Below are 24959 nucleotides of genomic sequence, written 5' to 3'. Positions count from 1 at the left end.
GATCTGTGCTGTCGCTACTCAAACAGCGACGCCTGCCGGCGTTCCTTCAGAGCGTCGATGAGCGCTTCCGAGGTGATCCGCTTCCCCCCCCGCAATATGATGGTTTTTGCAGCGTCGTCGGCCGCGCGCGTGATCTCGGCCTGCGACAGTCTCTCTGCCTGAGAGATCGCCTCGTTCCAGGCAAGCCCTCTGGTGTCGAAGCGGTCGAGTCGAGCCCGAAGCAGCGCCTCTATAATCGGCCGATCGGGCACGGCGTATTCGATGACATCGTCGAAACGGCGGAACAAAGCTCTGTCGAGCAGCTCGGGATGATTTGTTGCCGCAATAATCAGGCTGTGGCTGTCGTCTTGCTCGAGAAACTGCAGAAACGAATTCAGCACGCGCCGAATCTCGCCAACATCCTGGCGTTCGCCTCGACGCGCGCCGATGGCATCGAATTCGTCAAAGAAGTAGACGCCCCGCGTCGCCTGCATTGCATCAAAAACAAGCCGCAGCTTTCCGGCAGTCTCTCCCATGAACTTGGTGATCAAACCATCGAGGACGATCGTGAAAAGGGGCAGATGAAGCTCCCCGGCCAATGCCGATGCGGTCATCGTCTTGCCTGATCCTGGCGGGCCGACCAGAAGCAGTTTGCGACGGGGAACAAGCCCGTGCTCGCGCAAGCTTGCTTGTTGGCGCTGCTCTCCCAGCACGCGGTGCAGGCGCGAGCGCAGACTGTCCGGCAAAATCATGTCGGTCAGTCGCAGGTCCGGATAGCGCACATGCAGGAGCCCTGCGAGCTCGCCCTTTGGCTGAAAAAGGGGAACCGGCCGACTGCTCTTGACAATCCGGGCGTCCCTGCTCTTGGCTGCGTCGACCAGATCCTTGAGCTCCTGAGCAAGCTTACCATGGCCTTGACGTGCCTCATGCGCAGCAAGCTGCATCGCGATAGAGAGGAAACGATCCTCGTCGCCGGCAATGTGGCTTTTAAGCAGCGTCACGATATGGCGGGCCGTGGTCATGGCTCTCTTCTGGGGTATCCGTTTACTTGGCGAAGCGCATGCAACCTAAACGCTTTCAACGGCGATTTGTATCGCGCAATGGTGTTTTTTCTCTTGTCGATGTTCGCCCGTGGCAACTTCAGCGGTGAACTGTTGCGCCGCGGTCATAGGCCAGCCGGAATAACGCCGGCCAGCAGACAACAGTCCGCCATCTTCGAGCGCTCGAAGTCTGGCCACTCACGCAGCGTGTCGGGTCCGAACGCTCCAAAGCCGCCCCGCCTGGCAGGTCCATGCGACCGATTGCGGGCTGCGGCCATAAGGTCTACGCGGGGTCGCATGGCTGCCCGCGCCGCTGGCTAAAAAGCTGTACACCATCTCACGAAACACCAGGTCCGCTCCTTTGCCGGCCGACGGTCCATGAAATCCCCTCCCCACTCACGACACCGGAGACCTCCTTGCCCACATGGCGCTCAAGCACCGGCCGCCATGGCACCAGCGTGAATTCGCGCGACTTCTCAACGACGGCACATTTTCCGCTGGCAAGCTCGACGGAGCGGCGGAGCGTACCCTCTACTCGTCCTCCGGATCGCGCTTCGGCATAGGGCAGGCCAAGTTCCTCCGACAGTTGGCCAGCAACACGGTTCAGTTCTCGCTGGCGCAGGATCGAAAGCATGTTGGCTCGATAGACGATCCCATCCTGTTCTTCATGCGCGAGGCCTTGCGCGATCAGCCACTGCCGCCGGCGAGCTTGCGCCTCTCTCACGTCGCGGCCGAAGCCGGATCCGTGCAAAGGCTCGGGTCTATCGGCAACCAGCTCCCGGTCGAGCCAGGTGGCGCCGTTGAAGCTGACCTGTCGCTCCAGCGCCATTGAGGAGAGCTTGTCGGCAACGACAGGCTCGGCCCTGGCCCGCTGGCCCTCATAATTCGCGACGCGATCGAGATGGTCCGGCGCGATGAGCCAGGTGCCGTTCGGCTCTCGCTCGACGCCGCCGGTCGCGCGGCGGATCGCCTCCAGCCGCCGCACATGCGTTCGCGCAAAGCTCTCGGTGGCGGATGGGTCATGCTTCAGGTGCATATCGACGTCGTAGCGGCCGCCATGCGCGGCGGCGATTTCGGCGATGGTACGATCGACCTGCCTCGGCTCGGTGTTCCTTGGCGCGACACGCACGATGCAGCCATTAGGCATCGTTTCCATCGCCTCGCCTCTACCGATGTCGATCCAATGGCTCTTACCGTCGACGGCGTCCACGATCATGTAATGGCGGTCATTGATCTCGTCGGCCAGTCCACGCGCGACAACCCGACCGACGAGAGACTGGACGGGCTCGCCGGCTCGATCGTGGATCACCCAGTCGGCGGCACTGCGGGCAAGCCCCTTGCCGGCCAGTTCGCGGTGCATGGTCTTGATGATGTCGCCGCGTTCGCCGGCGCGGCGCAGCGTGGCTTCGAGCTCATCGTCGAGGCGCCAGGAACCAGCGCCGACCTCCGCGGCCAGACCCATCCGCTCGAGCTTGCGCAGCCGTCCCTGGTGCAGCGTCTGACGAATGGCGTCGGGACCGTCCGGCGAGACCAGGCCGTCATCATCACGCATGCTGAGCAGCCGACGGTCGATGCTGGTGAAGCGTTCCTGCTCCATTTCCCGGCGCAGGCGAAGCTCAATCTCGCGGTCGGTTCGCGGACCGAGATCGAGGCTGACCAGCTCGGCCGCCCGCTCGCGGATGCCAGATGAGATATATTCGCGCGCGATGACCAGGTTCTCGCCACGGTCGTCCCTGCCTCGGACGATGATGTGGCTATGGGGATGGCCGGTATTGAAGTGATCAACCGCGACCCAGTCGAGCTTCGTGCCGAGGTCTTCCTGCATCTGCGCCATGAGCCGCCGCGTCAGCGGCTTCAGGTCTTCATACTCGATGCCGTCTTCGGCAGCGACGATGAAGCGGAATTGGTGGCGGTCGCCGTCCGCGCGATCGATGAACGCCTTGCCGTCGACGCGGTCGCTGTCGGCGCCGTAGAGCTCGCCAGGCGCACCTTCTCGGGTGACGCCGTCGCGCTGAAGATAGCGTAGATGGGCACGCGCCCCGTCCGCGCCCTTGCCGGCGAGCTTGACGATCCGCGCCTTGACGATCACCCGGCGCTGGCGGAAGGCGGCATACCGGTCGCGCGATTTCAGCAGCTCCGCAGCCGCCCCGCCACGCCCTGTCCGGCTGCCCGTGAAGCGACCGCCGGGCTGGGGCTGGCCGCCGGCTCGGTTGACGGCTGCCCGGACTTGACCGGCATAGCGTTTGCCTGCCTTCGAGCCGCGCGACCCGATTTTGCCGAGCTTCGGCCTGAACTCGTCATCTGCCATGCGACCTCCCAGACATATCAAGCAAAATCAGACACTTACACGTCAAACCCTCTTGGCACCGGCGGCAGCCTCCTGGAAAAACGATGTGCAGACAAAGACTTAGCCGCCTCCTGGAGGCGGTGCCTTTATCTTGCCTTACGCGCCCAGCCCCCCAGCCCCGGTAAGCGTCCGGTCCCTGCACATATCTGAGGTAGTGCAATCTCGCGTCATGTCGGGTTCCTTCTTGTCGAGGAGGATGATCTGCGATGGCGCCCCGCCGCTCCTGGGACAAGGCTGACAACCCCTACTGGCGCACGCATGTCGGCAGCTGGTTTCGCAGCTCTCTGGAGGCGGAGGAATATTGCCGCCGGCACAAGCTTTCGACGGTGACCTTCGAGCGTTGGGCGCGCCACCTGCTGACGCCGAAAGACCTGCGTAAACGTGCGGAATATCTGCGGGAATTGTACGCGGAGAAGCAGAAGAAGCGCGCCAGGAATGCGCCTCGGCGGAAGCAAAACGCGCCACCTCGCCGCCGCTACGGCGCGCGCACGGACCGCGGTCCGCTTGCGCTGCATGCGTTCTGGGGAATGCATGTGGAGGCGATGAATTGGAGCGGCATGGGGCTCGCCGAGTATGCGGCGGCGCTCGATCTTTCGCCGCACGCGCTGCGCAGATGGCGCGATCGGTTCGAGGAATCCGGCACTGAAATGGACTGGCGGTCGCTTCTTCATCCGAGTACCCGGGCCCAATTAAGCAGCGCTGCTAATTGCGTACGGCGCAAATACCGCTTGACGCCTGGGGCTGCGGACGGTCGCTCGAACCGGCGCACCTTCACCAACGAGCAGAAGCGGGCGATCGTCGCGGAGACCGAGAGGCTGGCGTCGCCGTGGCGCAGGTCTGTCGCCGCCACGGCATTGCCACCAGCATGGCCTTCCGCTGGCGCGAAGAGTTCGGCCTGACTGCCCGCAAGGCGCCGCAACTGGCGATGGTCGCGCTCGCCGACGGCGCGGCGAACGAGTTGCCGGCACTCGCGGCGTTGCGCGATCTCGTGCAGCCGCCGGACGGAATGGTGGCAATGGAACTGGATATGGACGGCGCGTGTTCGCGCCGGCGGGCGCGACCACGGCCGCCGTGAAGCGGCAGCTCACTGGTAAGGAGAAGGCGTCATGATTGTCGTTCCGGCCGGCGTGAAAGTGCATCTGGCCTTGGGTCACACCGACATGCGAAAGGGCCTCGATGGCCTCGCGACGCTGATCCAGGAACACCTGAAGAAGGATCCGTTCTCGGGACATCTGTTCGTCTTCCGCGGCAAGAATGCCTCGCTTTTGAAAATCCTTTTTTGGGATGAAACGGGGCTGTGCCTGTTCACCAAGCGCATGGACCGCGGACAGTTCATGTGGCCGCGCCTGGCTGAGCCAGGCGGCTCGGTGACACTGTCGCCAGCGCAACTGGCGATGCTCATCGAGGGGATCGACTGGCGCACGCCGGAACGCTTCTGGCGACCGATGCTGGCGGGCTGAAATCGCCTCGTCGATTGTCGCGGAAAAGCCCGGAAAGCTTGGGTTTTTAGGCTGTTTATGATAGATTCGATCATGTTGATCGATCTCGAAAATCTGCCTTCCGACCCGCAGCTTTTGCAGCGTCTCGTGCGCGACATGGCGGCTGCGGTCGAGAGCCGCGACGGGGAGATTGAGCGACTTCAGTCGATCATCAAAAAGCTCCAGCGAGCGCAGTTCGGCCGCAGTTCCGAGCAGCTTGCCCCCGACCAGCTTGTGCTCGCGCTGGAAGACCTCGACGCCGATGTTGCTCGCATCCAGGAGAGCCGTCCGTTCGAAGTCAAACCGTCGGCGGAGCGGTCGTCCCATCGCAGATCGCTGCCTGATCATCTGCCGCGCGAGGACGTCCTGCTTGATGTCGGCGGCACAGTCTGCACGTGTTGCGGCGGCACCCTGCATGCCATTGGCAAAAACGTGAGTGAGATGCTGGATTGGGTGCCAGCGCAGCTTCGCGTGATCCGCACCACGCGTCCGAAATATGCTTGCCGGACCTGCGAGACGGTGGTGCAAGCGCCGGCACCGGAGCGGCTGATCGGCGGCGGCCTGGCCACGCCAGCGCTGCTCGCGCAGGTGCTGGTGAGCAAGTACTGCGATCATACGCCGCTCTATCGGCAGTCGCAGATCTTCGCCCGCAATGGTGTCGATCTTCCGCGCTCGACGCTCGCTGGATGGGTTGGCGGCGCCTGCTGGTGGCTCGAAGCCCTGCACGAACGCCTCGCCAAGAGCGTGTTCGCTTCCAACCATCTCTTTGCCGACGATACGCCGGTGCCGGTGCTCGATCCCGGTCGTGGGCGCACCAAGACGGGGCGGCTGTGGGTCTACGCCCGCGAGCAACGCGCCTGGGCTGGACCGGAGCCGCCGGCGGCGATCTATATGTTTGCGCCGGACCGCAAGGCAGAACGCCCGGCCTCGCATCTCGAGCACTTCAAGGGCGTGCTGCATGTCGATGGCTATGCCGGTTTCGAGCAACTCACCGGCAAGGGAGACATCGTTCTTGCTGCCTGTTGGGCGCATACCCGGCGCAAATTCTATGACGTGGCTCAGGCGACCAACGGACCGATCGCGGTGGAGGCCTTGCGCCGGATCGGCCAACTCTATGCCGTCGAAGCCGACGTTCGCGGTCAGTCGCCCCCGCATCGGTTGGCATCTCGGCGCATCCGTTCGAAACCAATCGTCGATGCCATGCGGGTCTGGCTCGAAGCGCAGCTTCCGCTCTTGCCAGGGCGCAGCACGCTCGCCGAAGCGATCCGTTACGCGCTGTCGCGCTGGGAGGGGCTGACGCGCTTCCTGCACGACGGTCGCACCGAGCTCGACACCAATCCGGTCGAGCGCGCGATCCGGCCGGTCAGTCTTGGCCGCAAGAACCACCTCTTCGCGGGTAGCGACGGCGGCGGTCATCGATGGGCGGTGCTGTGCTCGCTGGTCGAAACCTGCAAGCTCAATGGCGTCGAACCCTACGCCTATCTTCATGATGTGCTCTCGCGCATGGTTGACGGACCCCCATCAACCGCCTCGACGAATTGCTGCCGTGGAACTGGAAAGCGGCAAATCCTGTCAAGAGCTGAGCGACGTGCAAGAACCGGACGCTTACCAGCCCCGCCAGACGCGCCCCGTCCGCCCATGGCTAACGCACCGGCTCCCTCGGCTGCGCGCCGTCCTTGCCGAGCGGCACGAAGAGATCGCCGTTTACGCCGGCGTGAACACCGTCATGGATGAAGAACAGCGACCGTCCGAGAGGAGCGATTTGCGCCTTTGGAGCGACAGGTTTGCTTTCGAACGTCTCGATGTCGGCCGCCGAAACTCCGGCCGCCTTGAGTTGGTCGAGGTACTCAACGGTCTCTTCTGGCAGCGGTTTGCCACGCTTCAAATGCTCGTCGTAGCGCTCGGGACCGGCATTGTAGGCGCCAAACAGGCCAGGAAATCCGAAGCGGTCATACATGGCGCTGAGATAGGCCGTGCCGGCCAGGATATTGTCGCGCGGATCGTGCGGGTTAGGCCCAAGGCCGTGTTCGACCCGCATCTCCTCATAGGTGCCGGGCATCACCTGCATGAGGCCCATGGCGCCAGCGGGGGAGGTGATGGGGCGGCCGTCGCGCATCGTCTTGCCGCCGCTTTCGGCAGCCATGACGGCATAGATCCAGGCTTGGGGAATATGGAAGCGCCGGCTTGCTTCCGATACCAACGTCTGCCACTTTCGCAGCTGCGGACTTTGGGAAATGGCGACCGTCTCAGCGCCGGTCGAGGCGGAACAGGCGCATGGCGCAATGGCGATCATGCCCAACAAGAGGAGGGTCACTCGGTCCATAGTGGTACGAGCCTCCCGATGACATTTTGAGTGGGAACAGGCCCGAAATAGCGGCTGTCGAAGGAGCGGTTTTTGTCGCTGCCGAGCAGGAAAACCTCGTTGTCGCCGAGCGCTCGGCAGCCGTTCCACCATGGCAAAGGTCGGCCTTCGGCATCGATTTTGAGCCGGCGCGCGACGATGTCGCCGCCGATGATGATGGCGTCATTGAAGGCGCAGACATTATCGTCCGGCAGCGCTGCAAGACGTTTTGCCAGCGGCACATTGCGAGGCAGATAGCTGCGCTCGGCGGCGAGATACGCCGCGTATTCAGGCGGGCGCACGAGCACGAGATCGCCACGCGCCAGCGCTCCCGCAGCGATGCGGTAAAGGCCGATCGGCGCGCTGGCCGAGGCGTTCCAGACCAGCCAAGGGGTGGGTTTTGCCAGCGCCGTGAAGCCCAAAAGACCGAGACCGGCCGCGGCCAAGGCGACCGTCTTACGGGCTCGAACACGCCGCAGGCGGCTGCCGATCAGATGGATGGAAGGGCGCCGGCTCATGAACGGCCTCCCTTGCCGCCCTGGCCGGAACCGGCCTCGCCATCGCCGGCAGTGGAGTGCTGCGGGTGTCCTTTCGACCAATGGTCGAGTTCATCTATGTGATAGCGGACATATCGGCCGTGCTTGCGGAATTTCGGGCCGCCGCCCTTGAGCCGCATCTTTTCGAGCGTGCGCTGGGAGAGCCCGATATAGAAGGCGGCTTGGGCTGTGCTGAGAAACGGGCTGCCCTTTTTCGCGCGGGCCGCGCGTTCGTTTTCGTCTTCCATGATGATCCTCGTTTCGCTTCGGACAAGCGAGGGCGAGGATGGGCGAGGGAGATCGTCTCGGGGACGGGCGAAGAGTCGGGGGAGAGTTTTCGCCGCCCTTTAGGGCGGACGGGGTTTGGGTGGAACTCCTGGGAATGAGCCCCGCGCCGGGCTGCGGCGCGAGGCTCTATGTCGGCCGATCAGTCGGCCGGGTTCCAGATGATGGCGTAGGTGTCGTCATCGTCCTGGCCGGCGGCGCGGCCAAGATTGGCGTAGAGCTTGCGCGGTCCGAACTCCGGCGCTGCAATCGACAGGCTCACATAATCCTTGCCAGAAGTCTCGCCGGTGCGGATCCAGCCGGCGCCAACTTCGACCCCTTGCGTCAGCACCCGGAAGTCGGGATGGTTATCGGCGCTCTTGGCCTGGTTGGGGGCGATATCGATGTCGGCGCGGACGCTGAGCGTCTTGAGCTGGCCCTTGTAGGCGCCGTTTTCCTGCTTGTTGACGTAACCGATCGCGGTCATTTCGAAGTCTCCTTTTGTGGTTTCGCCGGGGACCATCCCCTGCGATGGCGCACCGTAATGGGCGCGTCAGGGCCGCCTGAATCCGACAGGGCCGCAGCGACAGTGAAGGACCCGAGCGGGCAGCTTTTTTGTGAGCGAAGCGGCGCGAGGAAGCCGCCGCAGGCGGCGGGGAAAAAAGCTGATGGCGCGAGGGTTTCGGGCGGCCGGACCCGCCCATAGGTCGACAAGCCAGCCGCAGGGATGGTCCTTGGAGAGAGCATGGAGACCGCTCGCCAAGTGCGGTCTGTCAGCCAAGCAGGACGCCGGGATGAAACGGCCTGCAAAGATGCTGCGCCCTTATGCCGGATCGAGATCGGGCCAGCGGGTCGGGCGCCAGAGCAGACATCCGGCATGGTGCGATCTATGAAAGCAGGGCTCGCCAGCGGGAATTTGATACGCGAAGGGGCCAAAGTAAGGCTGGATGAGAAGCCGGTGCTACCTGCAGGTCCAGTGTCATGTGGCGGCGCTCGGGAAACCGCTACGCAATGTGACGCGCTCTTATGAGGCGAACAGACCGGCCCCAAAACCGATCGACCGGTGGTCGGCGCGAAACGCGTCATGCCTGTCCGAAAGCTGACAGTGGCAGAAGACGCATGTCGGGTTCCGCACAATTGACCATGCTGGATTTGTGAGGTTTTCAGGGAGAGCCATGCGTTCACTTCCCAGTGAGCTTTGGCACCGCATTTGCTCTTGAGATGTGGCAACACGGATCGAAGGTTGACTGCATGCACAAGCGCGAGATGAGCAATGCTCTCCTTTCCTGGAGGCTTGGCAGCAGATTCGATTGTGACGTTGCGAGGAGCTTCAGCCACTCGCGGCGGAAGTGATCTCAAATCTGAAGGGACCGTTGGGGCCGCAGCTATCAAACCCATCTTTCTCTTTTTCGCAGCTCGTCTTCAACGCGATGCGGACTTCTTCTGGAGAAGGGCTCGACTTGCAAAAAGGAGTTGTCAATGACGTCTTACGTTCGCACCAACAGCCCGGCGCAGGTGCGCTCACTGTCCACCTTTGGCAAGCATCTGCAAAGGAGCGTGCTGACGGCGACGCTGCTTGCCGCGGCTTCGACGGGAAGTGAAGCGCAGCCCTATGTTCGTGCTGACGGCAGCACGACTGACGACTTGGAAGCGGCGCGAGCAAGTTGGCGTCATGACGCCGAATTCAATGGAAATGTGGGGCTCGCAGCCATCAACGCGGATGCCGCGTATGCGTTGGGTTCCACCGGGGAGGGGGCCAGAGCTCCTCGCCTGCCCTCGTCCGTCTTGACGAGTGCCCGCTTACAGCCTACCTCACTATCGCGTTAGCACTCGTCCATCGCGAGTGCTAACAAAAACCCCTCAACATCCGCACCAGGGAAAAATCCGAAAATGGCAAAGTCGAAGTTCCGCCCGCTGCATGACCGCGTGGTCGTTCGCCGGGTCGAATCCGAATCCAAGACCGCTGGCGGGATCATCATCCCGGATACGGCAAAGGAAAAGCCGCAGGAAGGCGAGATCATCGCCGTCGGCTCCGGCGCCCGCGACGAAGCTGGCAAGCTCGTCCCACTGGACGTCAAGGCCGGCGACCGCATCCTGTTCGGCAAGTGGTCGGGCACCGAAGTCAAGCTCAATGGCGAAGACCTTCTGATCATGAAGGAATCCGACATCATGGGCATCATCGGCTCATATCAGGCCCTTTCGTCAACTGAATTCCCGGGCTCGATTGAAGCCCCTGCCAGGAGCTAAAAATGGCTGCCAAAGACGTAAAATTCTCCCGCGATGCCCGCGAGCGCATGCTGCGCGGCGTCAACATTCTCGCCGACGCGGTGAAGGTCACGCTCGGCCCCAAGGGCCGCAACGTGGTCATCGACAAGTCGTTCGGCGCCCCGCGCATCACCAAGGACGGCGTCACCGTCGCCAAGGAAATTGAGCTTGAGGACAAGTTCGAGAACATGGGCGCGCAGATGGTCCGCGAAGTTGCTTCGAAGACCAACGACATCGCCGGCGACGGCACCACGACCGCAACCGTTCTGGCACAGTCGATCGTCCAGGAAGGCCACAAGGCGGTTGCCGCCGGCATGAACCCGATGGACCTGAAGCGCGGCATCGACCTCGCGGTAACCGACGTCGTTGCGACCCTGATCAAGAACGCCAAGAAGATCAAGACCTCCGAGGAAGTTGCCCAGGTCGGCACGATCTCGGCCAATGGCGACGAGTCAGTCGGCAAGATGATCGCGGAAGCGATGCAGAAGGTCGGCAACGAAGGCGTCATCACGGTTGAGGAAGCCAAGACCGCCGAGACCGAACTCGAAGTCGTCGAAGGCATGCAGTTCGACCGCGGCTATCTCTCGCCCTACTTCGTCACCAACGCCGACAAGATGGTTGCCGAGCTCGAGGACGTCTACATCCTGCTCCACGAGAAGAAGCTCTCCAACCTGCAGGCGATGCTGCCGGTCCTCGAAGCCGTCGTGCAGACCTCGAAGCCGCTGCTCATCATCTCGGAAGACGTCGAAGGCGAGGCTCTGGCCACGCTGGTCGTCAACAAGCTGCGTGGCGGCCTGAAGATCGCCGCCGTCAAGGCGCCGGGCTTCGGTGATCGCCGCAAGGCCATGCTGGAAGACATCGCCATCCTCACCGGTGGCCAGGTCATCTCGGAAGACCTCGGCATCAAGCTCGAGAACGTCGGCCTCAACATGCTCGGCCGCGCCAAGAAGGTGTCGATCTCCAAGGAGAACACCACCATCGTCGACGGCGCCGGCAAGAAGGCCGAGATCCAGGGCCGCGTCGCCCAGATCAAGCAGCAGATCGAAGAGACCACCTCGGACTACGACAAGGAGAAGCTGCAGGAACGTCTCGCGAAGCTGGCGGGCGGCGTTGCGGTGATCCGCGTCGGCGGTGCGACGGAAGTCGAAGTCAAGGAAAAGAAGGACCGCGTCGATGACGCCCTCAACGCGACCCGCGCGGCCGTCGAAGAAGGCATCGTTGCAGGCGGCGGCGTCGCGCTGCTGCGCGCTTCGGCCAACATCAAGGCCACCGGCGTCAACGCCGACCAGGCCGCCGGCATCAACATCGTGCGTCGTGCACTGCAGGCTCCGGCCCGCCAGATCGCCTCGAACGCCGGTGCGGAAGCCTCGATCGTTGCCGGCAAGATCCTTGAGAACAAGGGCGCGACCTTCGGCTACAACGCCCAGACCGGCGAATATGGCGACATGATCGCCCTGGGTATCGTCGATCCGGTCAAGGTTGTGCGCACGGCTCTGCAGGACGCGGCCTCGGTCGCCGGCCTGCTCGTCACCACCGAAGCCATGATCGCGGAGGCTCCGAAGAAGGAGTCGGCTGGCGGCGGCATGCCTGGCGGCATGGGCGGCGGCGGCATGGGCGGCATGGGCGGCATGGATTTCTAATCCAGCTCTGGCAGCTTTCGCAACGAGAGGGCGGCATCAATGCCGCCCTCTCAGACTGCTGACAAACCCCGTCGATTTTCGGCGGGGTTTTTTGTTATGTGATTGAAGTGTCTTGGACTGTTTGTGTCAGGAGATTTTGACAAGAGGCATTGAGCCTCATGCGCGGGCCGGCTTGGGTTTCGGGCACAGGCAAAGGGCGATCTTTTTGATGTTCTGGGCGGCGGCGGCGATCAGGCACTGGCAGGCGACCTTGGTGAGACTTCGGAACCGCGCATAGCGGTGACCATGCAGTTGCTTGGCGTCGGCGAAGGAGCGCTCGACGGTCTCCTTGCGGCGGCGGTAGATAGCCTTGCCCCATGCGGTCAGCCGGTTGGCGTCGGTGCGCTCCTTCGCATCGGCCCAGGCATGGCGGATGATGGTGCGTTGGGCCTTGGCATTGCTGGTGCAGGAGGCAAGCAGCGGGCAGTCGCGGCAGATAGCCGGGTCACTCTTGTAGTGGCGGTAGCCATTGCGGTCGGTGGTGGCGTAGGCCAGCATCTGGCCCTGTAGGCAGCGATAGCCATCAGCCGCCGGCTCATGGGTGAAGGAGGACGGACCCATCATGGCCGGGCTTGGGCGGTCTGGGGCGACGATAACCGGTGACACCGCGGATTGCCCGATCCTCCAGTCCTTTGGCGATGCCTGCCGTGGCATAGCCGGCGTCCAGCCCGACGGCGCCGACATCAAAGCCGAAGCGCTGCACCTGCCGATCGAGCCTCGACAGGTAGACGGTCGAATCGTGGACGATCGCCGTCGTGTGCGTGTCGGTGATGATGGCGTGCGCCGCATCCACCGTGCGATGGTCGAGATAGAAAAAGCCCTTCGGCTTGCCCTCGCGTACCATGTAGCCGCTGTCGGGGTCGGTGCGCGAGACCTTGGTCTCCTTAACCGCAGGCCGCCGCTCCTTCTGCTTCAGCGGCTTCTGGCCATGCAGCGCCCGTTCGGTGTCGATCGCACGATCGAGGTCGGCCCAATAGTCGGCCCGCGACTTGGCGATCATGGCAAGATCGTATTTGCCCTTGTTGGCGTTGGCCTTCAGATGGGTGGAGTCGGTGTACAGCACCGTGCCGTCGACCAAGCCCGCCCGGATCGCCTGCTCAACAATGCGGTCGAAGATCGCCTGCGACACGCTGGTGTCGTCGTAACGCCGCCGCCGGTTCTGGCTCAACGTCGAGGCGTCGAACACCTTGTCCGTCAGCTTCAGTCGCAGGAACCAACGATAGGCGACATTGACCTCGATCTCGCGCACCAGCTGCCGCTCCGAGCGAACGCCAAACAGGTAGCCGATGAACAGCGCCTTGAACATCAAGGTCGGGTCGAGCGGCGGGCGGCCATTGTCGGGGCAATACAGCGGCGCGGTCAGATCGTGGATGAAGGTGAAATCGATCACACGGTCGATCTTGCGCAAAAGGTGATCGGCAGGAACCAACTGATCCAGCGTCACCATCTCGAGCGCGGTCTGTTCAGGGGCGGGTCGCTTCAACATGACCCAGTGAATCAAAAACCCCCAGCAAATGCCAGGGGTTTGTCAGCAGTCTGAGAGGGCGGCATCAATGCCGCCCTCTTTTTTTGCGAACCTCGGTCCGATGAACGATCCACGCCAACGCCGGCCATCGGTGTTAGGGCAACCTCAAAAGAACTGTCGAGTTGGTTGCGCGCGGCTTTGCGTCATCAGAGGCGCAAGGCGGTCGCGTGTGAGGATTGCGCGGTCCCATAGGCGGTTTCGGCATGTGCCTCACCTTCGACATCGACATTGCGGCCAAGCAGGAAATCGGCGGCTTTCGAGGCATGGCTTGCGGCGCGGAAGATGGCGCGGTTGTCCTCGCGCAAAACCGTCAGCCATGAGCCGATGTAGTCGGCATGGCGCACGGTCGGCTCGATGCCGAGACTGCTGCAGATGAAGGCTGATGCGATTTCGGCGACGAGTTCCTCGCGCGCATAGGTGTTGGACCCGAAGGAGCCGGACAGGTCGCGCGCGAGTCGCCTCGGGTGGCCGGTCCAGTGGCCAAGCTCGTGAAAGCAGGTCCGGTAATAGTCGATCTGGTGGAAGAAAGCCGGCTGCGGCGGCACCTGTATGGTGTCGCTGCCGGGCATGTAGAAGGCGCGCTCGCCGCCGATGCGAAAATCAGCGCCGGTTGCATGAATGAGCGCCTCGGCCTGCGGGACAATCTCGCGCTCAGGCAGAGGCTCGCCGGCGTCGTAAAGATGTTCGGGCAGATTATCGCACTGCGCGACATTGAAGACGGTGAAGCGCTTCAGGAAGGGCACCGCCTGCGGTTCGTCGCCATCGGTGTCGGCGCGTTGCTTTTCGTTCTTGGGAACAAAGCGGTCAGCGTGAACGATGGTGGTGCCGTGCTCGCCCTTTCTGACATTGCCGCCAAGCGAAAGCGCCTGCCGGAAGGTGAGCCAGTTCTGGCTGGGGAAACCACGCTCGATGACCGCGCCCCACAGGATCAGGATATTGATGCCGGAATATCGGCGCTGGGTGGCCGCATTCCGCGGCAGGCCGAGGCCTGTCCTTGCCCTGCCCCACGGCTTGACCCATGGCACGGTGCCGCGCTCCAGTTCGGCAATGATGCGGTCGGTGATTTCCTGATAAAGGCTGGCGCCGGTGCGCCCGCCACTGTCTGCGCCAGCCTGTCGGCTGCCGCAACGTTTGTTGTTTGCACGCATCGTGATGTCCTCCGCTCTACAATCGCGCGCCCTCCCCGGAAGCGGGGTGGGCGGCAAAAGCGACCGGAAAGGCCCGCCGTCGGAGGCAGACTGCATCAGCAGGACCGGAACGGAGTGGAGGACCCGAAAGCGACAAGCGAAGGGTTGCGGGACGCCGCGGCGGGCCTAGAAGGGAGTGCTGCCCACCCTGCGCCAGGGGGAAGGCCACAATAGAAAGACGCCGGCCGACAGGCCGGCGACCGTCAGCAGCCGAAGGCTGCCCCGCGCCAGGGGGCGATGCCGCAGGGCCAAGACCGCCTGAGCTTGCCGAAGAAAAGCGGGCTCGGTTCACGAGCACCCGGCCAGCGACTTCAGGCGCGGGCGCTCAGGATTGTTGTTGGCGCCCACGGCAGCTGGATGACCGCAACAAGATTACGAGGAGCGACAGCAAGCCAGCTGCCACAAACGGCACGCTCCGGCAACAACAGCGTGGCCGATCTACAGATGCTGCCCCGCACGAGAGCCAGCACGCTTTGAGCGCGCATCGGCGATGCAAGCGTTGCAAGCTGGCCATGTCCACAAGGTCCGGCGGCCACTATATCGCCGACCACCAACGCGGGCGTACCGTCTAAGTGCAGACCTTTCGCGAGTGCGCGGACGCGTGCATTTCATCTGCGATGGCCGGATCTTGCATTCCCGCTTGAGCTGCTCAACGTCAAGGCCTACACGCGCTGCGATCTTGAGAGTGACCCTTCAACTGGGGGAAATCATAAGGGCGCGGTGGAATTCGTCGAACTTTCCCTGTTTTCTCGAGGCGAGTGCGGCGAAGGCTGGGAATTGGGAATCCGGTCCCAGGACCGGGAACTGTTTGATCACAAGCTTCAGATTGGGTTCATGCTTGAAGGCTTTTTGGTAGTTGATATCAGCCAGTCTGCAATGCGGACAGTTGTGGTAGTCATTGAATATGACCAGAACGGCATCGCCTTGCGGGTTGCCGGCGATTGGCGAAGGAGATAGTTGTCGAATGCGCCGCTCCACTTTTGCCTGTCGGTCGACCACGCCTGCCGGTGCAGGTTCGCGCTATATTGGCTCGCCAGCAAGGCGAGGAGTAAAAGAAGAGCTGCGACAGTGATGGCAGTCGGCTTAGACATGAGTCTCCAATCCATGGACGGCGTGGCAGCAACGGCCCGCCTTTTTGGTGTAAAATGGGTCAGTTTTGAATCGTGCCCCGCAGTTGCTACAGGCGCAAAAGTGCCGGTGCGATCTGGCGGTTTCTCAAATACGGCTTTGCGCCATCGGGTCCACCCCAATAGCTGAGCGTCGTTCGCACGGGGAATTGTGTTCACCACGCCGGGCGACTTGACCGTCCACCGCCAGAGCGCTGAACGGTCCGCTAGTGAGGCGCTCCCCGAATCGTCGTTTATCCCGCTCGCCCCGGACCGGGTGACAGCCAGCGTTGCCGCTACGCTGCGGAGAAAAACCGTCAGCGCGTGGCATTCGGACATAAGCTGATCAACGCCAAGAATAAGCCCCACGGAGGTGACCGGTGCGGCCGGAACAAGAAAGAGCGTTGCAGCCATTGTGACGAGGCCTGCACCGGTAATGCGGGTTGTTCCGTTCGAAGGGAACAATGCGACAAACAGCATGAGGATCCGGCAGCCGATCGGGAGATCAGTTTTCGTCGCTTGGGCGATGAAAAGGGCGGCGAGCATCATATTCGTGCCGTCCAGATTGAATGGAATGAGACCCACGACCGAATGCGTGGCGCCGGCCTTTTCCATCTTCTCCATGAGCGAGGCCAGCGCGGCCTCTGAGGAGGACATTGCGAGCAGCAGCTCGTCCTTGATGTATCGGACGAGAGAGAAGAGCGAGCGGCCGTTGTAGCGGCAGACCGCGCCGAACAGGACCGAGAGGAACAGGACCGAGAGGAACAAGACTTGCAGGATGTCGCCTTCCGCGAAGGCACTGGCAATCGTTGACGGGATGATGTTCATCAGGAAGCTGGTCACGGACTGCTCGTGAGCCGTGGCCACATAGCCCTTAACGGCTTCGACATCGAGCGAGGCCGGATCGATGTTGAGGCCGGCGCCAGGCTGAACGATATTCGTGACAATCAGCCCGACAACAAAAGCGAGCGTCGAGAAGGTGAGAAAATAGACCATCGCCTTGGCGGCAACTCGGCCGACCTTCTGCAGATCGCTCATGCCGGCAATGCCGGTCGCTATTGTCAGGAAGATGACAGGTACGGTGATTATCTTGACGACCTCGACGAAGGCATCGCCGAGCGGCTTCAGGCTGTGGCCGGTCTCCAAATGGAAATAGCCGATTGCGGCACCCAGGATTATGGCGGCAAGTACCTGCACGTAGGTCCGGGCAAAATGGCGCTTGCGGGGCGCTGCGATCGCGCGGGGAACTCTTGGAACCAACACCGTCTCTCTCCTTGACCGGATCGGGGTGGGGCTCCTCCCTCTCCCATGCAGTGCTCCGGTCGAACGCTGCGCCCACTTCGGCGCAAACGATGTGCCAAATAGCAAAGAGGGGAAAACGCGCAGGACCTCACGCAATGCTTGCGATTCGCTCTCCCACACTCGTGCAGTGGTTGCCTGTTGCAACTATGGAAGGCTCAATTCTTGGGAATTCCAAAGGTCGCTCTTTGCGTCGGCGCAGCTTGGCTGCCTGGAAGGTTCCCTCTTTGCCTTGCGGTCTGCGAGCAGGGTCCAGATGGTCATCATTTGGCTGCGCGCCGCACGGGGCTCGAAAGATTCAATCGAGGACGGGTCCTCTTGGAAAACGGGGGCGGCGTTGGTCAAGCCCTTCCACCCTGCTGTCCCAATGGTGTTCAGAAGCTCAGTTCACGATCAAGCGATGGATCAGCGTCATCTGGCGTTTGCGCCATCGCGCGGCGTTGCAGCGGGTCTGCCAAAGATGAGCAAGCCGCGAGGCAAGGTCCGAGACCTAGACTCCAACCTCATAGCGCGCTCGGCTCGCGTTAGGAAGGTTCGAACCGCAGCACGATCAGGTGGCGACACCGTTGGTCGGAACCGGAACCCGACGAATGATCGTTCGTGACCGACATCTGTGAACAAGCAGTATGTGTCATTGCAATCACCACCCATTGCGCGGAAATGCCCATATGGCCGTGAATGAACTGGATTTGGTGATTTTCCAGATGGCGGTGGAAAGCGTCCGCTTGCTCTCTTCAAGCTTTGATGAGAAGGCGGCTGAGATAGCCACGAGGAGCCGTGGTAGCCTTCTTTTTGACGTGCGGGTGGACGGTGACCTGGAGGTCCAGCGAGTCGCAGCCATTGGATATCCAGGCGACAAGATCGGTGTGGTGGCATTGGACCGAGAGGGCCTTGTTAGCTGTTGTTGCCTTGTCAATGGCACCTTCTCACCTTTCATTGCACCGTTGGAGAACTGGACCAGCATGCCCCTTTCGATGCAGGCCCAGATCGATGTCACAGGCTATGCGAGGCTCCTTCTGGCCGCCTTGCGAAATGCTGGACATATGCTGGACAGGTAGCATCGCCGATGATGTCTGTGATGAGATGGTGCAAACGGATGGACGAGGCGATCGCTTGCTGGCAGCTTTGCAACAAAGCGATCGGTGAGTTCGCAATGCTGGAACACGTCCTTTAGACTCTGCAGTTAAGTTAGCGGACTACCATCTGACGAATGCCCTCTGACAGTCTGCATGGCGCGGCATGCCCTCTTAGGAATGCAGCCGTGGTTCTACACCATCGGCTGTTTTTGTGTCGAAGGGGCACGCATGAACGAAGGAAGCGGCCGCCAACAGTTCCTCCAACTCGCGTTCGGTGGCCTTGCATGCCGGCATTAGTGTTCGGATGGTGCGGATCGCCTGCGCCATGGAGAGAAAGCGGACCCTTCCCCTGGAAAGGACATAGGCTTCGGCGGCTTTTTCGACGGTGACGGTGTGAAACGAATTGGTCATGACGAATTCCTCCCTGAACCCTGACCAACCCGACTTATGGCACGAATTCGACCGCCTTCAAGCCTATGTCCGATTGCGGACAATCGCTGCGATTCGTTCAAAACCGCTGATGCTTTTGGGCGACCTGGTGAAGGGCAAGGAGACGTCGGCTGAACCCGTTTCAACCCGACATGCTTCAGGCAGCGGCCAGGCCGAAATAACGCTGCTCCTCCTTGTCATAAGCGCCATGTGTGAGCTTTATCAATCCGGCACGATCGTGATCTCGCCGCGCTTGGCGTGCACCAGTCCTCGATACTCAAGCATTTGCAGGGCCGTGGTGACCCCGGGCGGTGGGCGCGAGCATGGTCGCCAGAAATTCATGCGTCGGGAGGATCTTATCTCCTTCCGCACGGTCGTGGACCATCAGCTGCCAGCGGGCCAGCCGTTCTTCGATCTTGGAGTGGCCATTGACCAGTGCCGTCCGGCATGATTGGATGAGGAACGCGTGGGCATAGTCCAGCACTGAGGTGCGAAGCGACGGGCTAATCGCAGGGCGAAGGTTTTCAACCGGCAGGCGCCAGGTAGTGCTTTCCTTTCCGAGAATGACGGCAATTCCTTTCATCCCGTCATCGCCGACAATGCCGACTTCACCTTGCCGCCCGCCGGTCATGGTGGCGACCACCGACGCGATGCCCCTCTCGGGAAAATATACGTTCTTGATCGGCTGATGCGCGACCTCCAACTTGTCCTTGATGCCCGGTTCGACGTGATGCAGCGATGGTCGCAAAAGCGCGAAGTCCTGCGGGGTGAGGGCTTCAGCACCTGGTCGCGAAAGAGGGATCGGGCAAGGCTCTCTTCCAACGGGGCAAGAGCGCGTACGTCTTACTGTCGGCTGCACCGAAGTAAATGCCGGCCGATGCCAAAGCATAGGCTTCGAAACGCGCGATTGCAAAGCCCTGTCGGGGCAGTGCAGTCATGCTAGAAGTCGCGCCGCCTACGATAGGCAGCGGATGACATGATTCCCTTCTTCGGCGGCCACCAAGAACGGCTCGGGCACGCTTTAATCGTTCATACACAAGCTCGCAGGAATGTAAGCAGCGGAACAATCGGGTGATTCGTACCGCCCTGCCCTTTCAGAGATCAAGTCATTGGACGTCAATTCGGCTGGAACGCCTCGTCGAACGGCCCAGGAAAATGCAGCCGGATGAGCAATGGTGGTTCACCTTATGTGCGGTCCCGGATATGCGGTCCGGCGGCTCATCTCCCAATGGCTTGTCGATGGGGAAGTGGAACTCGTCATGTCGCCGCGAACCGTCACCGCGCTAGCGGGGCTCTTTTGAAGACGCCGGTGTTTTTCTTTGTGGAACTGAATCTGTGAGGTGATTGATGCATGAATCAAACATTTGCGTATTTCCGCTGCATCGGCGACGTATATTGGTCGAAAGTATCGCCCAGGCCCTCGAGACCAAGAACGGCGAGGCGGCGAGTGCGTTCTGGCGCTGTTCTGCCAAGAAAATGCTCATTCAATTGTCCGATGTAGGAATTGCGCCAGAGCTCGCTGCGCAGGAGGTTGGAAGCCTTCTTCATGCGGTCTTGGACGACATGGCCAACCGAACGGTAATGCACAAAGCATAGGCTCGGGCGCTGTTGGACCGCGCGTCAGCTCGGGTCCTTATCAGGGGACTGCTCCGACTGGCCGACGGTCCGGCCAAACCGGCATACCGGCAAAGGTTTGAGGTTGCGATCGCTCACGGCGGCCGGTCCAATATTCTAAGACGACCTCAGAAGCCACGTTGGCTTCTTTGGACGAAGCGGAGGGGCGCCATTTTGGCGTGCTCACGCTGGACTCCGGGTTGCGCCTACGGAAATCCAAAGTCCGGCCGCGCGAGCCAATCGACCGGAACAGTCGAAAGCTCGTGGGGGCGGGTCCGCTCACCCTCACGGCGGCGGTGGCGGCCGTGAGCAGACTTAACTCAAGTCACGGCTGAGCATCCGCAGGCGCTATGCCGATTGGATGAGAACTGGTTGCCACAACACCGGCCCGTTGAGGCGTCCCCTCCAGCGGATGCGCAAGAGACTGGCGTAGGAAATATCGAGGAAGCCGGCGACTGCCTCGGTGTTGCCGACCTGCTTGGGCTGTCCGATACGTGACAACGGCCAGGTCGCGAGACGAAGGATCCTTTCGATGCGCGTATCTGTCACCGTTACGATCCCGGAGAGATTGTTGGCCAAGCCGAATTCGATGATCCCCGCGAAGAGCTCGTAGGTTGCTTGGGCCAGGCCGCCAGCTGCCTTCGGCGCTGTCGCAGGGAGATCGAGCGCGAAACGACTACTCTCCCAGACATCGGCACTCGCAGGGACCACCATCTCATCCAGCAGCGTCGGAAACGTATCGCGCAACATTGTCGGTCCGGTGGTCGGCAAAAGGCGGACGCAGCCGCAAGTTCGCCAATCGGACCCCTTGAGAAGCAGGTAGACGGGGTTCAGGCTGTCAAACGGGTCCGTTTCCATTTCGCCTTCGGTCTGCACTTCCCAATCGAGCCGCTTCTTGAAAACCCGATACCTAAGTCCGTGCATTTCCTTGAGTTCGCTCGCAAACTCGGCGTAGCAGTCGGGTGTTATCAGCTGCATCATTGTCGTCTCCGTGCGGGATGTGTCCACGCAATCGAAGGGCAAAGCCGTCATGAATGCAGCCTGTAGACCTTTACAGCTAGACTTGGAGAGGATCAGGATCTCGCCCGAGCAGCCATCCGCACTACGGCCTGGTTGATGGTTCGCACGCCAAGCTTCGCCTTGGCGTTTTCCTGATGGAAGGTCACGGTGCGTTTCGAGACACCGAGAATCTGGCTGATATCCCAGGCCGACTTGCCGCACGCCGCCCATTTCAGGCACTCGAACTCCCGCCGGGTGAGCGTTATGCCATCTACCACGCAATCTTCGGCGAGCCTGCGCCGGGCATGGATATGAACGTTGATCGCAACCAGTTGCATTGCTTTTTCGTAGCGCGTCAGCGACCTCAGAAATGGCGGATGCGCCTCGTTGGAGGCGAAGGTCAGTGCGGCGAACCGGCCGCGATGATCATGCATCGACATGGTCAGTCCGCCGCGAATGCCGAACTCAGCTGCTTTTTCCAGGACTTCCTGCTGAGAGGTCGGCAAATAACGGTGATCGCGGTCCACACCCCAGTCGAAGGTATCCCAGCCCCGCAGTCCCCGCAGGATCACGGGATCCACGCTGTGGTAGCGCTGTTGCAGGTAATGTGATGTCCATGATGATGGATAATTCGAGATAAATCGTGGCCTGTCGCCGGAAGCGGATGGGTAGGTGAAATAAGCGAAGAGCGGAAAGTCGAACCCGGCTGCGGCGGACGCCATTGCCTCATGGAGATCGACGGCATCGACGCTTGCAGAGAGTTGCTCGACCAAGGTTTCAAATACGCGATGCATCTGCGCTTAGCGTACCTCGCGGAGGTTGCTGGAAGTCGACGGAGACGTGATTCTAAATGATGGCCTGTCCCTGCAGGGCAGACGCGCCGCCGTCATCACCGCAATTGCTGTGCTGCTTCCGATTGGAGAGAGCTCCGCCCACCTGACCAACTACCAATGGGTGATATTGCGACGTTATCGATGAGCCGCGTGTCGCCAAGCCAAGCCGCAGCAAGCAAGCGTGCCGGTCGGTCAAGGCTTGCTAACGATTGCAGGTCTGTTTCTCCGCGAAGCTCCAGGTATTCGAGCTCGCGATAGCCGGCAGCCAGAATTGCTGCACGCGCTTCATCAAGCGTAGGCAGGATGGGGGAGCCGCGTGCAAGCCGCTCGGCCGTATCGAGCAGGACCGATGCTAGTTTTGGGGCAATGGCGCGTTGGGCTGGGGAGAGCCGCACGTTACGCGACGATAGCGCAAGACCATCGGCTTCGCGGACTGTCGGACAGGGCACAATAGTGATCGGAATGTCGAGATCCCGGACCAAGCGCCTGACAAGCTGAAGTTGCTGAAAATCCTTTTCGCCAAAAAAGGCGAAGTCAGCGCCGGCCTGCAGGAAGAGCTTGGCCACGACCGTCGCCACGCCATTGAAATGGCCGGGCCGGAATGCGCCGCAAAGGCATTCGCTGATGCCGGACACTGAAACGGCCGTGGCGAAGCCCACCTGGTACATTTCCTCTGTGTCCGGCACATAGAGCAGATGCGTGCCCAGCAGAGCGAGCTTGGCAGCATCGTCGCTTTCCGTCCGAGGGTAGGCAATCAGGTCGGCGGGGCTGTTGAACTGCTTGGGGTTTACGAACAGCGTCACGATCACCCGCTCGGCCCTTTCGAGCGCCTTCCGCACGAGGCTCAGATGCCCGTCGTGCAAGGCTCCCATGGTCGGCACAATACCGATCGTGGCACCCGAGCGACGCCATTGCGCAACGACGCCGCGCAGCTCGCTCACGGTCCGAGCGATCGGCACGCTCATGTGAAGTCACCGGCCTTCAAGGCGTTGACATAGAGATGTTCGACCGCCGGAAAGTGCCGGTTCCGCACATCGGTGGCGTAAGCGGCGATTGCCGCCTCAGCCTGCTCACCGAGCTCGGCATAGCGTTTGACGAACTTCGGCCGAAATGAGGTGAAGAGCCCGAGCATATCGTGGCTCACCAGAATCTGGCCGTCGCAAGCTGGCGAGGCACCGATGCCGATTGTGGGTATGTCGATATCGGCGGTTATCTGCCGTGCAAGCTGCTCCGGTATCTTTTCCAGCACCAAGGAGAAGGCGCCCGCTTCGGTTACCGCCCTGGCGTCGCGCCTGATCCGCTCTGCATCGGCTCCCCGGCCCTGCACACGATAGCCTCCAAACGTGTTTACCGCCTGCGGCGTCAGGCCCACATGGGCCATGACAGGTACGCCGCGCGCGGTAAGGAAGCGGATGGTTTCCGCGATGGTCTCGCCGCCCTCGATCTTTACCGCTGAACAACCGGTCTCACCCATCACGCGCGCAGCGTTGCCGAAAGCGTGCTCTGGGCTTTCCTCGTAGGAACCGAAGGGCAGGTCGACGACCATCAGCGCGTGTTCAAGGCCGCGGCGAACGGCCTGTCCGTGCATGATCATCATGTCGAGCGTGACCCCCAGCGTCGACGACAGGCCGTGCAGCACCATGCCGACGCTGTCGCCGACAAGAACGATGTCGCAGTGGCGATCGAGCAGCCTCGCGACCGGCGTGGTGTAGGCCGTCAAGCATACAAGTGGCGTCTGGCCTTTTCGCGATCGAATATCTGGAGGAGTCATCCCTTTTATCTCACCAGCCGCGCTCAACCGAGGCCCCTTCCCTTACGTTACCAACAGCGGGTGTCGCGTTTGGCATATTTTTGTGCGACTGCGAAGAGCTAAAAACAGCGCTTGAGTACTCCGGTGTTGACGTGCTGGCTGCCAAGGTTACATTCAATCGATTAAGGCGCTCCGTTGGGCCAACCCGCTTTCGCAAACATGGATCCTCAGACAAGAAGAACCAAGAAAGGCAAAGCCGCCGTCAAAGCTGACGAAGCTAAAGTGGACCTGACTGCCGTCGTGGTCGCCGTAAACGACAGTGAGCCCTGTGTCCTCACAGTCGGTCATGCGGACACCCTCCCTTCTGGACCTTTTGCCCTTGAGCATCGATCACTGCAGTCGGGTTTGAGGGGGTGGGTGGAGCAGCAGACCGGCCATGCACTTGGATACATCGAGCAACTCTACACCTTCGCCGATCGCGATCGCATCGGCACTGAGCGCCACCATCGCGTCATCTCAATCAGCTATCTCGCATTGACCAGGAAGGAACAGGCAACGAACTCGGCCGCGTGCGGCTGGCAAAGTTGGTACGAATATTTTCCCTGGGAGGACCACCGCTTCGGCACGCCGCCTGTGCTGCTCGATAGATTGCGGCCCCGCCTGATTGAGTGGGCCGGCGGCGCCAGCGAGCCGACCACTCAACGCGAGCGCCGGCAGCGCGCTGCGATAGCCTTCGGCTTCGACGACCGCCATTGGAACGAGGAACTCACGCTCCAACGCTACGAGTTGCTCTATGAAGCTGCTCTGATTGAGGAGGCCGGTGGCGGCAGGGACGCGATTGCGGCCGCGGCTGGCAAACCAATGGTCGCTGACCACCGACGTATTCTGGCAACCGGGATCGCGCGGCTGCGTTCGAAGATCAAATACCGGCCGGTCGTGTTCGAGCTTATGCGGCCTTCCTTCACGCTGCTGCAACTGCAGCGAACCGTGGAAGCTTTGGCTGGCAGGCTGATCAACAAGCCGAACTTCCGGAGATTGGTCGAGCAGCAGGAACTTGTTGAGGAGACCGGGGAGACCTCCCTCGACACGGGCGGCCGACCGGCGAAGCTTTATCGCTTCCGGCATGCCGTCCTCGACGACAGGGCTATCGCCGGGACAAAATTACCGCTGGCGCGGGCTTGACATACTTATAGTCAAGGTAGATATATTCCC

General features: G+C 61.7%; 22 protein-coding genes and 3 pseudogenes. 10 read left to right on the top strand and 15 right to left on the bottom strand.

The annotated features are described in order from the left end of the window. Nucleotides 1-14 precede the first annotated feature (14 nt). Nucleotides 15-1001, bottom strand: coding sequence for an AAA family ATPase (locus JT360_RS06955; RefSeq protein WP_126057775.1), 987 nt, complete (start codon nt 999-1001; stop codon nt 15-17). 355 nt (nt 1002-1356) lie between these two features. Further along, nucleotides 1357-3327: a relaxase/mobilization nuclease RlxS gene (gene rlxS, locus JT360_RS06950; RefSeq protein WP_214470766.1), complete on the bottom strand. Its 1971-nt coding sequence runs from the start codon at nt 3325-3327 to the stop codon at nt 1357-1359. Between the two features lie 245 nt (nt 3328-3572). Here rlxS and tnpA point away from each other — a divergent pair, with 245 nt between their 5' ends. From tnpA to tnpC, 4 genes and pseudogenes are all read left to right on the top strand, one after another. Next, a complete protein-coding gene (gene tnpA, locus JT360_RS34040; RefSeq protein WP_164762578.1) occupies nt 3573-4265 on the top strand; it encodes an IS66 family insertion sequence element accessory protein TnpA in 693 nt (230 codons plus the stop codon). Further along, the gene (locus JT360_RS06940; protein WP_206523017.1) at nt 4193-4441 is read left to right on the top strand and encodes a hypothetical protein; all 249 of its coding nucleotides are present in this window, start codon (nt 4193-4195) and stop codon (nt 4439-4441) included. Before tnpA ends, JT360_RS06940 begins: the two co-directional genes overlap by 73 nt. A gap of 31 nt (nt 4442-4472) precedes the next feature. Then, complete coding sequence (gene tnpB, locus JT360_RS06935; protein WP_127318491.1) at nt 4473-4826, top strand: IS66 family insertion sequence element accessory protein TnpB; 354 nt, start codon at nt 4473-4475, stop codon at nt 4824-4826. Between the two features lie 72 nt (nt 4827-4898). Further along, a pseudogene (gene tnpC, locus JT360_RS06930) lies at nt 4899-6427 on the top strand (IS66 family transposase). A 59-nt stretch (nt 6428-6486) separates the two neighbouring features. Here tnpC and JT360_RS06925 read toward each other — a convergent pair. The 4 genes from JT360_RS06925 to JT360_RS06910 form a co-directional block, all read right to left on the bottom strand. Then, nucleotides 6487-7167, bottom strand: a complete 681-nt coding sequence (locus JT360_RS06925; RefSeq protein ID WP_127318493.1) for a lytic transglycosylase domain-containing protein — start codon at nt 7165-7167, stop codon at nt 6487-6489. Beyond that, a complete protein-coding gene (locus tag JT360_RS06920; RefSeq protein ID WP_127318495.1) occupies nt 7155-7703 on the bottom strand; it encodes a S26 family signal peptidase in 549 nt (182 codons plus the stop codon). Before JT360_RS06920 ends, JT360_RS06925 begins: the two co-directional genes overlap by 13 nt. Further along, nucleotides 7700-7969 carry a helix-turn-helix transcriptional regulator gene (locus JT360_RS06915; RefSeq protein ID WP_127318497.1) on the bottom strand — a complete coding sequence of 90 codons (270 nt, stop codon included), beginning with the start codon at nt 7967-7969 and terminating at the stop codon, nt 7700-7702. Before JT360_RS06915 ends, JT360_RS06920 begins: the two co-directional genes overlap by 4 nt. A 179-nt stretch (nt 7970-8148) precedes the next feature. After that, nucleotides 8149-8472, bottom strand: coding sequence for a DUF736 domain-containing protein (locus JT360_RS06910; protein ID WP_127318499.1), 324 nt, complete (start codon nt 8470-8472; stop codon nt 8149-8151). 992 nt (nt 8473-9464) lie between these two features. Between JT360_RS06910 and JT360_RS06905 the strand changes: the two genes are divergently transcribed. The 3 genes and pseudogenes from JT360_RS06905 (at nt 9465) to groL (ending at nt 11890) form a co-directional block, all read left to right on the top strand. Further along, entirely contained in the window at nt 9465-9812 is a 348-nt protein-coding gene (locus JT360_RS06905) for a hypothetical protein (protein ID WP_063169239.1), read from the top strand. 63 nt (nt 9813-9875) lie between these two features. Next, a pseudogene (gene groES, locus JT360_RS06900) lies at nt 9876-10169 on the top strand (co-chaperone GroES); the annotation flags it as partial. Between the two features lie 65 nt (nt 10170-10234). Continuing rightward, nucleotides 10235-11890 (top strand): chaperonin GroEL, encoded by a 1656-nt coding sequence (gene groL / locus JT360_RS06895; RefSeq protein ID WP_214470765.1) that lies wholly within the window; start codon nt 10235-10237, stop codon nt 11888-11890. Nucleotides 11891-12046: 156 nt separating this feature from the next. Here the strand turns inward: groL and JT360_RS06890 are convergent. From JT360_RS06890 to JT360_RS06875, 3 genes and pseudogenes are all read right to left on the bottom strand, one after another. Beyond that, a protein-coding gene (locus tag JT360_RS06890) for an IS1182 family transposase (protein WP_127382146.1) occupies nt 12047-13415 on the bottom strand; the annotation gives its coding sequence in 2 pieces (ribosomal slippage) (nt 12047-12493 and nt 12495-13415; 1368 coding nt in all). A 185-nt stretch (nt 13416-13600) separates the two neighbouring features. After that, nucleotides 13601-14602, bottom strand: a complete 1002-nt coding sequence (locus JT360_RS06885; protein ID WP_127319925.1) for an ArdC family protein — start codon at nt 14600-14602, stop codon at nt 13601-13603. 1418 nt (nt 14603-16020) lie between these two features. After that, a pseudogene (locus JT360_RS06875) lies at nt 16021-17010 on the bottom strand (cation:dicarboxylate symporter family transporter); the annotation flags it as partial. Nucleotides 17011-17714: 704 nt separating this feature from the next. Between JT360_RS06875 and JT360_RS06870 the strand changes: the two are divergent. Continuing rightward, the gene (locus JT360_RS06870; RefSeq protein ID WP_024505560.1) at nt 17715-18104 is read left to right on the top strand and encodes a hypothetical protein; all 390 of its coding nucleotides are present in this window, start codon (nt 17715-17717) and stop codon (nt 18102-18104) included. Nucleotides 18105-18293: 189 nt separating this feature from the next. Here the strand turns inward: JT360_RS06870 and JT360_RS06865 are convergent, their stop codons facing one another. Together JT360_RS06865 and JT360_RS06860 are read right to left on the bottom strand one after the other, a co-directional pair. Next, complete coding sequence (locus JT360_RS06865; RefSeq protein ID WP_127319927.1) at nt 18294-18533, bottom strand: hypothetical protein; 240 nt, start codon at nt 18531-18533, stop codon at nt 18294-18296. Nucleotides 18534-18828: 295 nt separating this feature from the next. Beyond that, the gene (locus JT360_RS06860) at nt 18829-19299 is read right to left on the bottom strand and encodes a Crp/Fnr family transcriptional regulator (RefSeq protein WP_245463567.1); all 471 of its coding nucleotides are present in this window, start codon (nt 19297-19299) and stop codon (nt 18829-18831) included. A 599-nt stretch (nt 19300-19898) separates the two neighbouring features. Here JT360_RS06860 and JT360_RS33500 point away from each other — a divergent pair. Next, nucleotides 19899-20147 (top strand): DUF6074 family protein, encoded by a 249-nt coding sequence (locus JT360_RS33500; RefSeq protein ID WP_032899751.1) that lies wholly within the window; start codon nt 19899-19901, stop codon nt 20145-20147. A gap of 366 nt (nt 20148-20513) precedes the next feature. Here the strand turns inward: JT360_RS33500 and JT360_RS06850 are convergent, their stop codons facing one another. The 4 genes from JT360_RS06850 to panB form a co-directional block, all read right to left on the bottom strand. Further along, nucleotides 20514-21146, bottom strand: a complete 633-nt coding sequence (locus JT360_RS06850) for an acyl-homoserine-lactone synthase (RefSeq protein WP_024505563.1) — start codon at nt 21144-21146, stop codon at nt 20514-20516. 92 nt (nt 21147-21238) lie between these two features. Continuing rightward, on the bottom strand, nt 21239-21958 hold the full coding sequence (locus JT360_RS06845; protein WP_024505564.1) for a LuxR family transcriptional regulator: 720 nt from the start codon (nt 21956-21958) through the stop codon (nt 21239-21241). A gap of 95 nt (nt 21959-22053) precedes the next feature. Then, complete coding sequence (gene panC / locus JT360_RS06840; RefSeq protein WP_024505565.1) at nt 22054-22962, bottom strand: pantoate--beta-alanine ligase; 909 nt, start codon at nt 22960-22962, stop codon at nt 22054-22056. Beyond that, nucleotides 22959-23795 (bottom strand): 3-methyl-2-oxobutanoate hydroxymethyltransferase, encoded by an 837-nt coding sequence (gene panB, locus JT360_RS06835; RefSeq protein WP_127319929.1) that lies wholly within the window; start codon nt 23793-23795, stop codon nt 22959-22961. The genes panC and panB overlap by 4 nt, the downstream gene beginning before the upstream one ends. Before the next feature lie 171 nt (nt 23796-23966). On the opposite strand from panB, the gene JT360_RS06830 reads away from it, so the two are divergent. After that, nucleotides 23967-24929, top strand: coding sequence for an NUDIX hydrolase (locus JT360_RS06830; RefSeq protein WP_127319931.1), 963 nt, complete (start codon nt 23967-23969; stop codon nt 24927-24929). Nucleotides 24930-24959 lie beyond the last annotated feature (30 nt).

It is taken from the genome of Mesorhizobium sp. dw_380 (assembly GCF_018588885.1).
Lineage (GTDB): Bacteria > Pseudomonadota > Alphaproteobacteria > Rhizobiales > Rhizobiaceae > Mesorhizobium.
The sequence above is the reverse complement of the archived record's forward strand: the minus strand, read 5'-3'. Positions and strand labels throughout refer to the sequence as shown.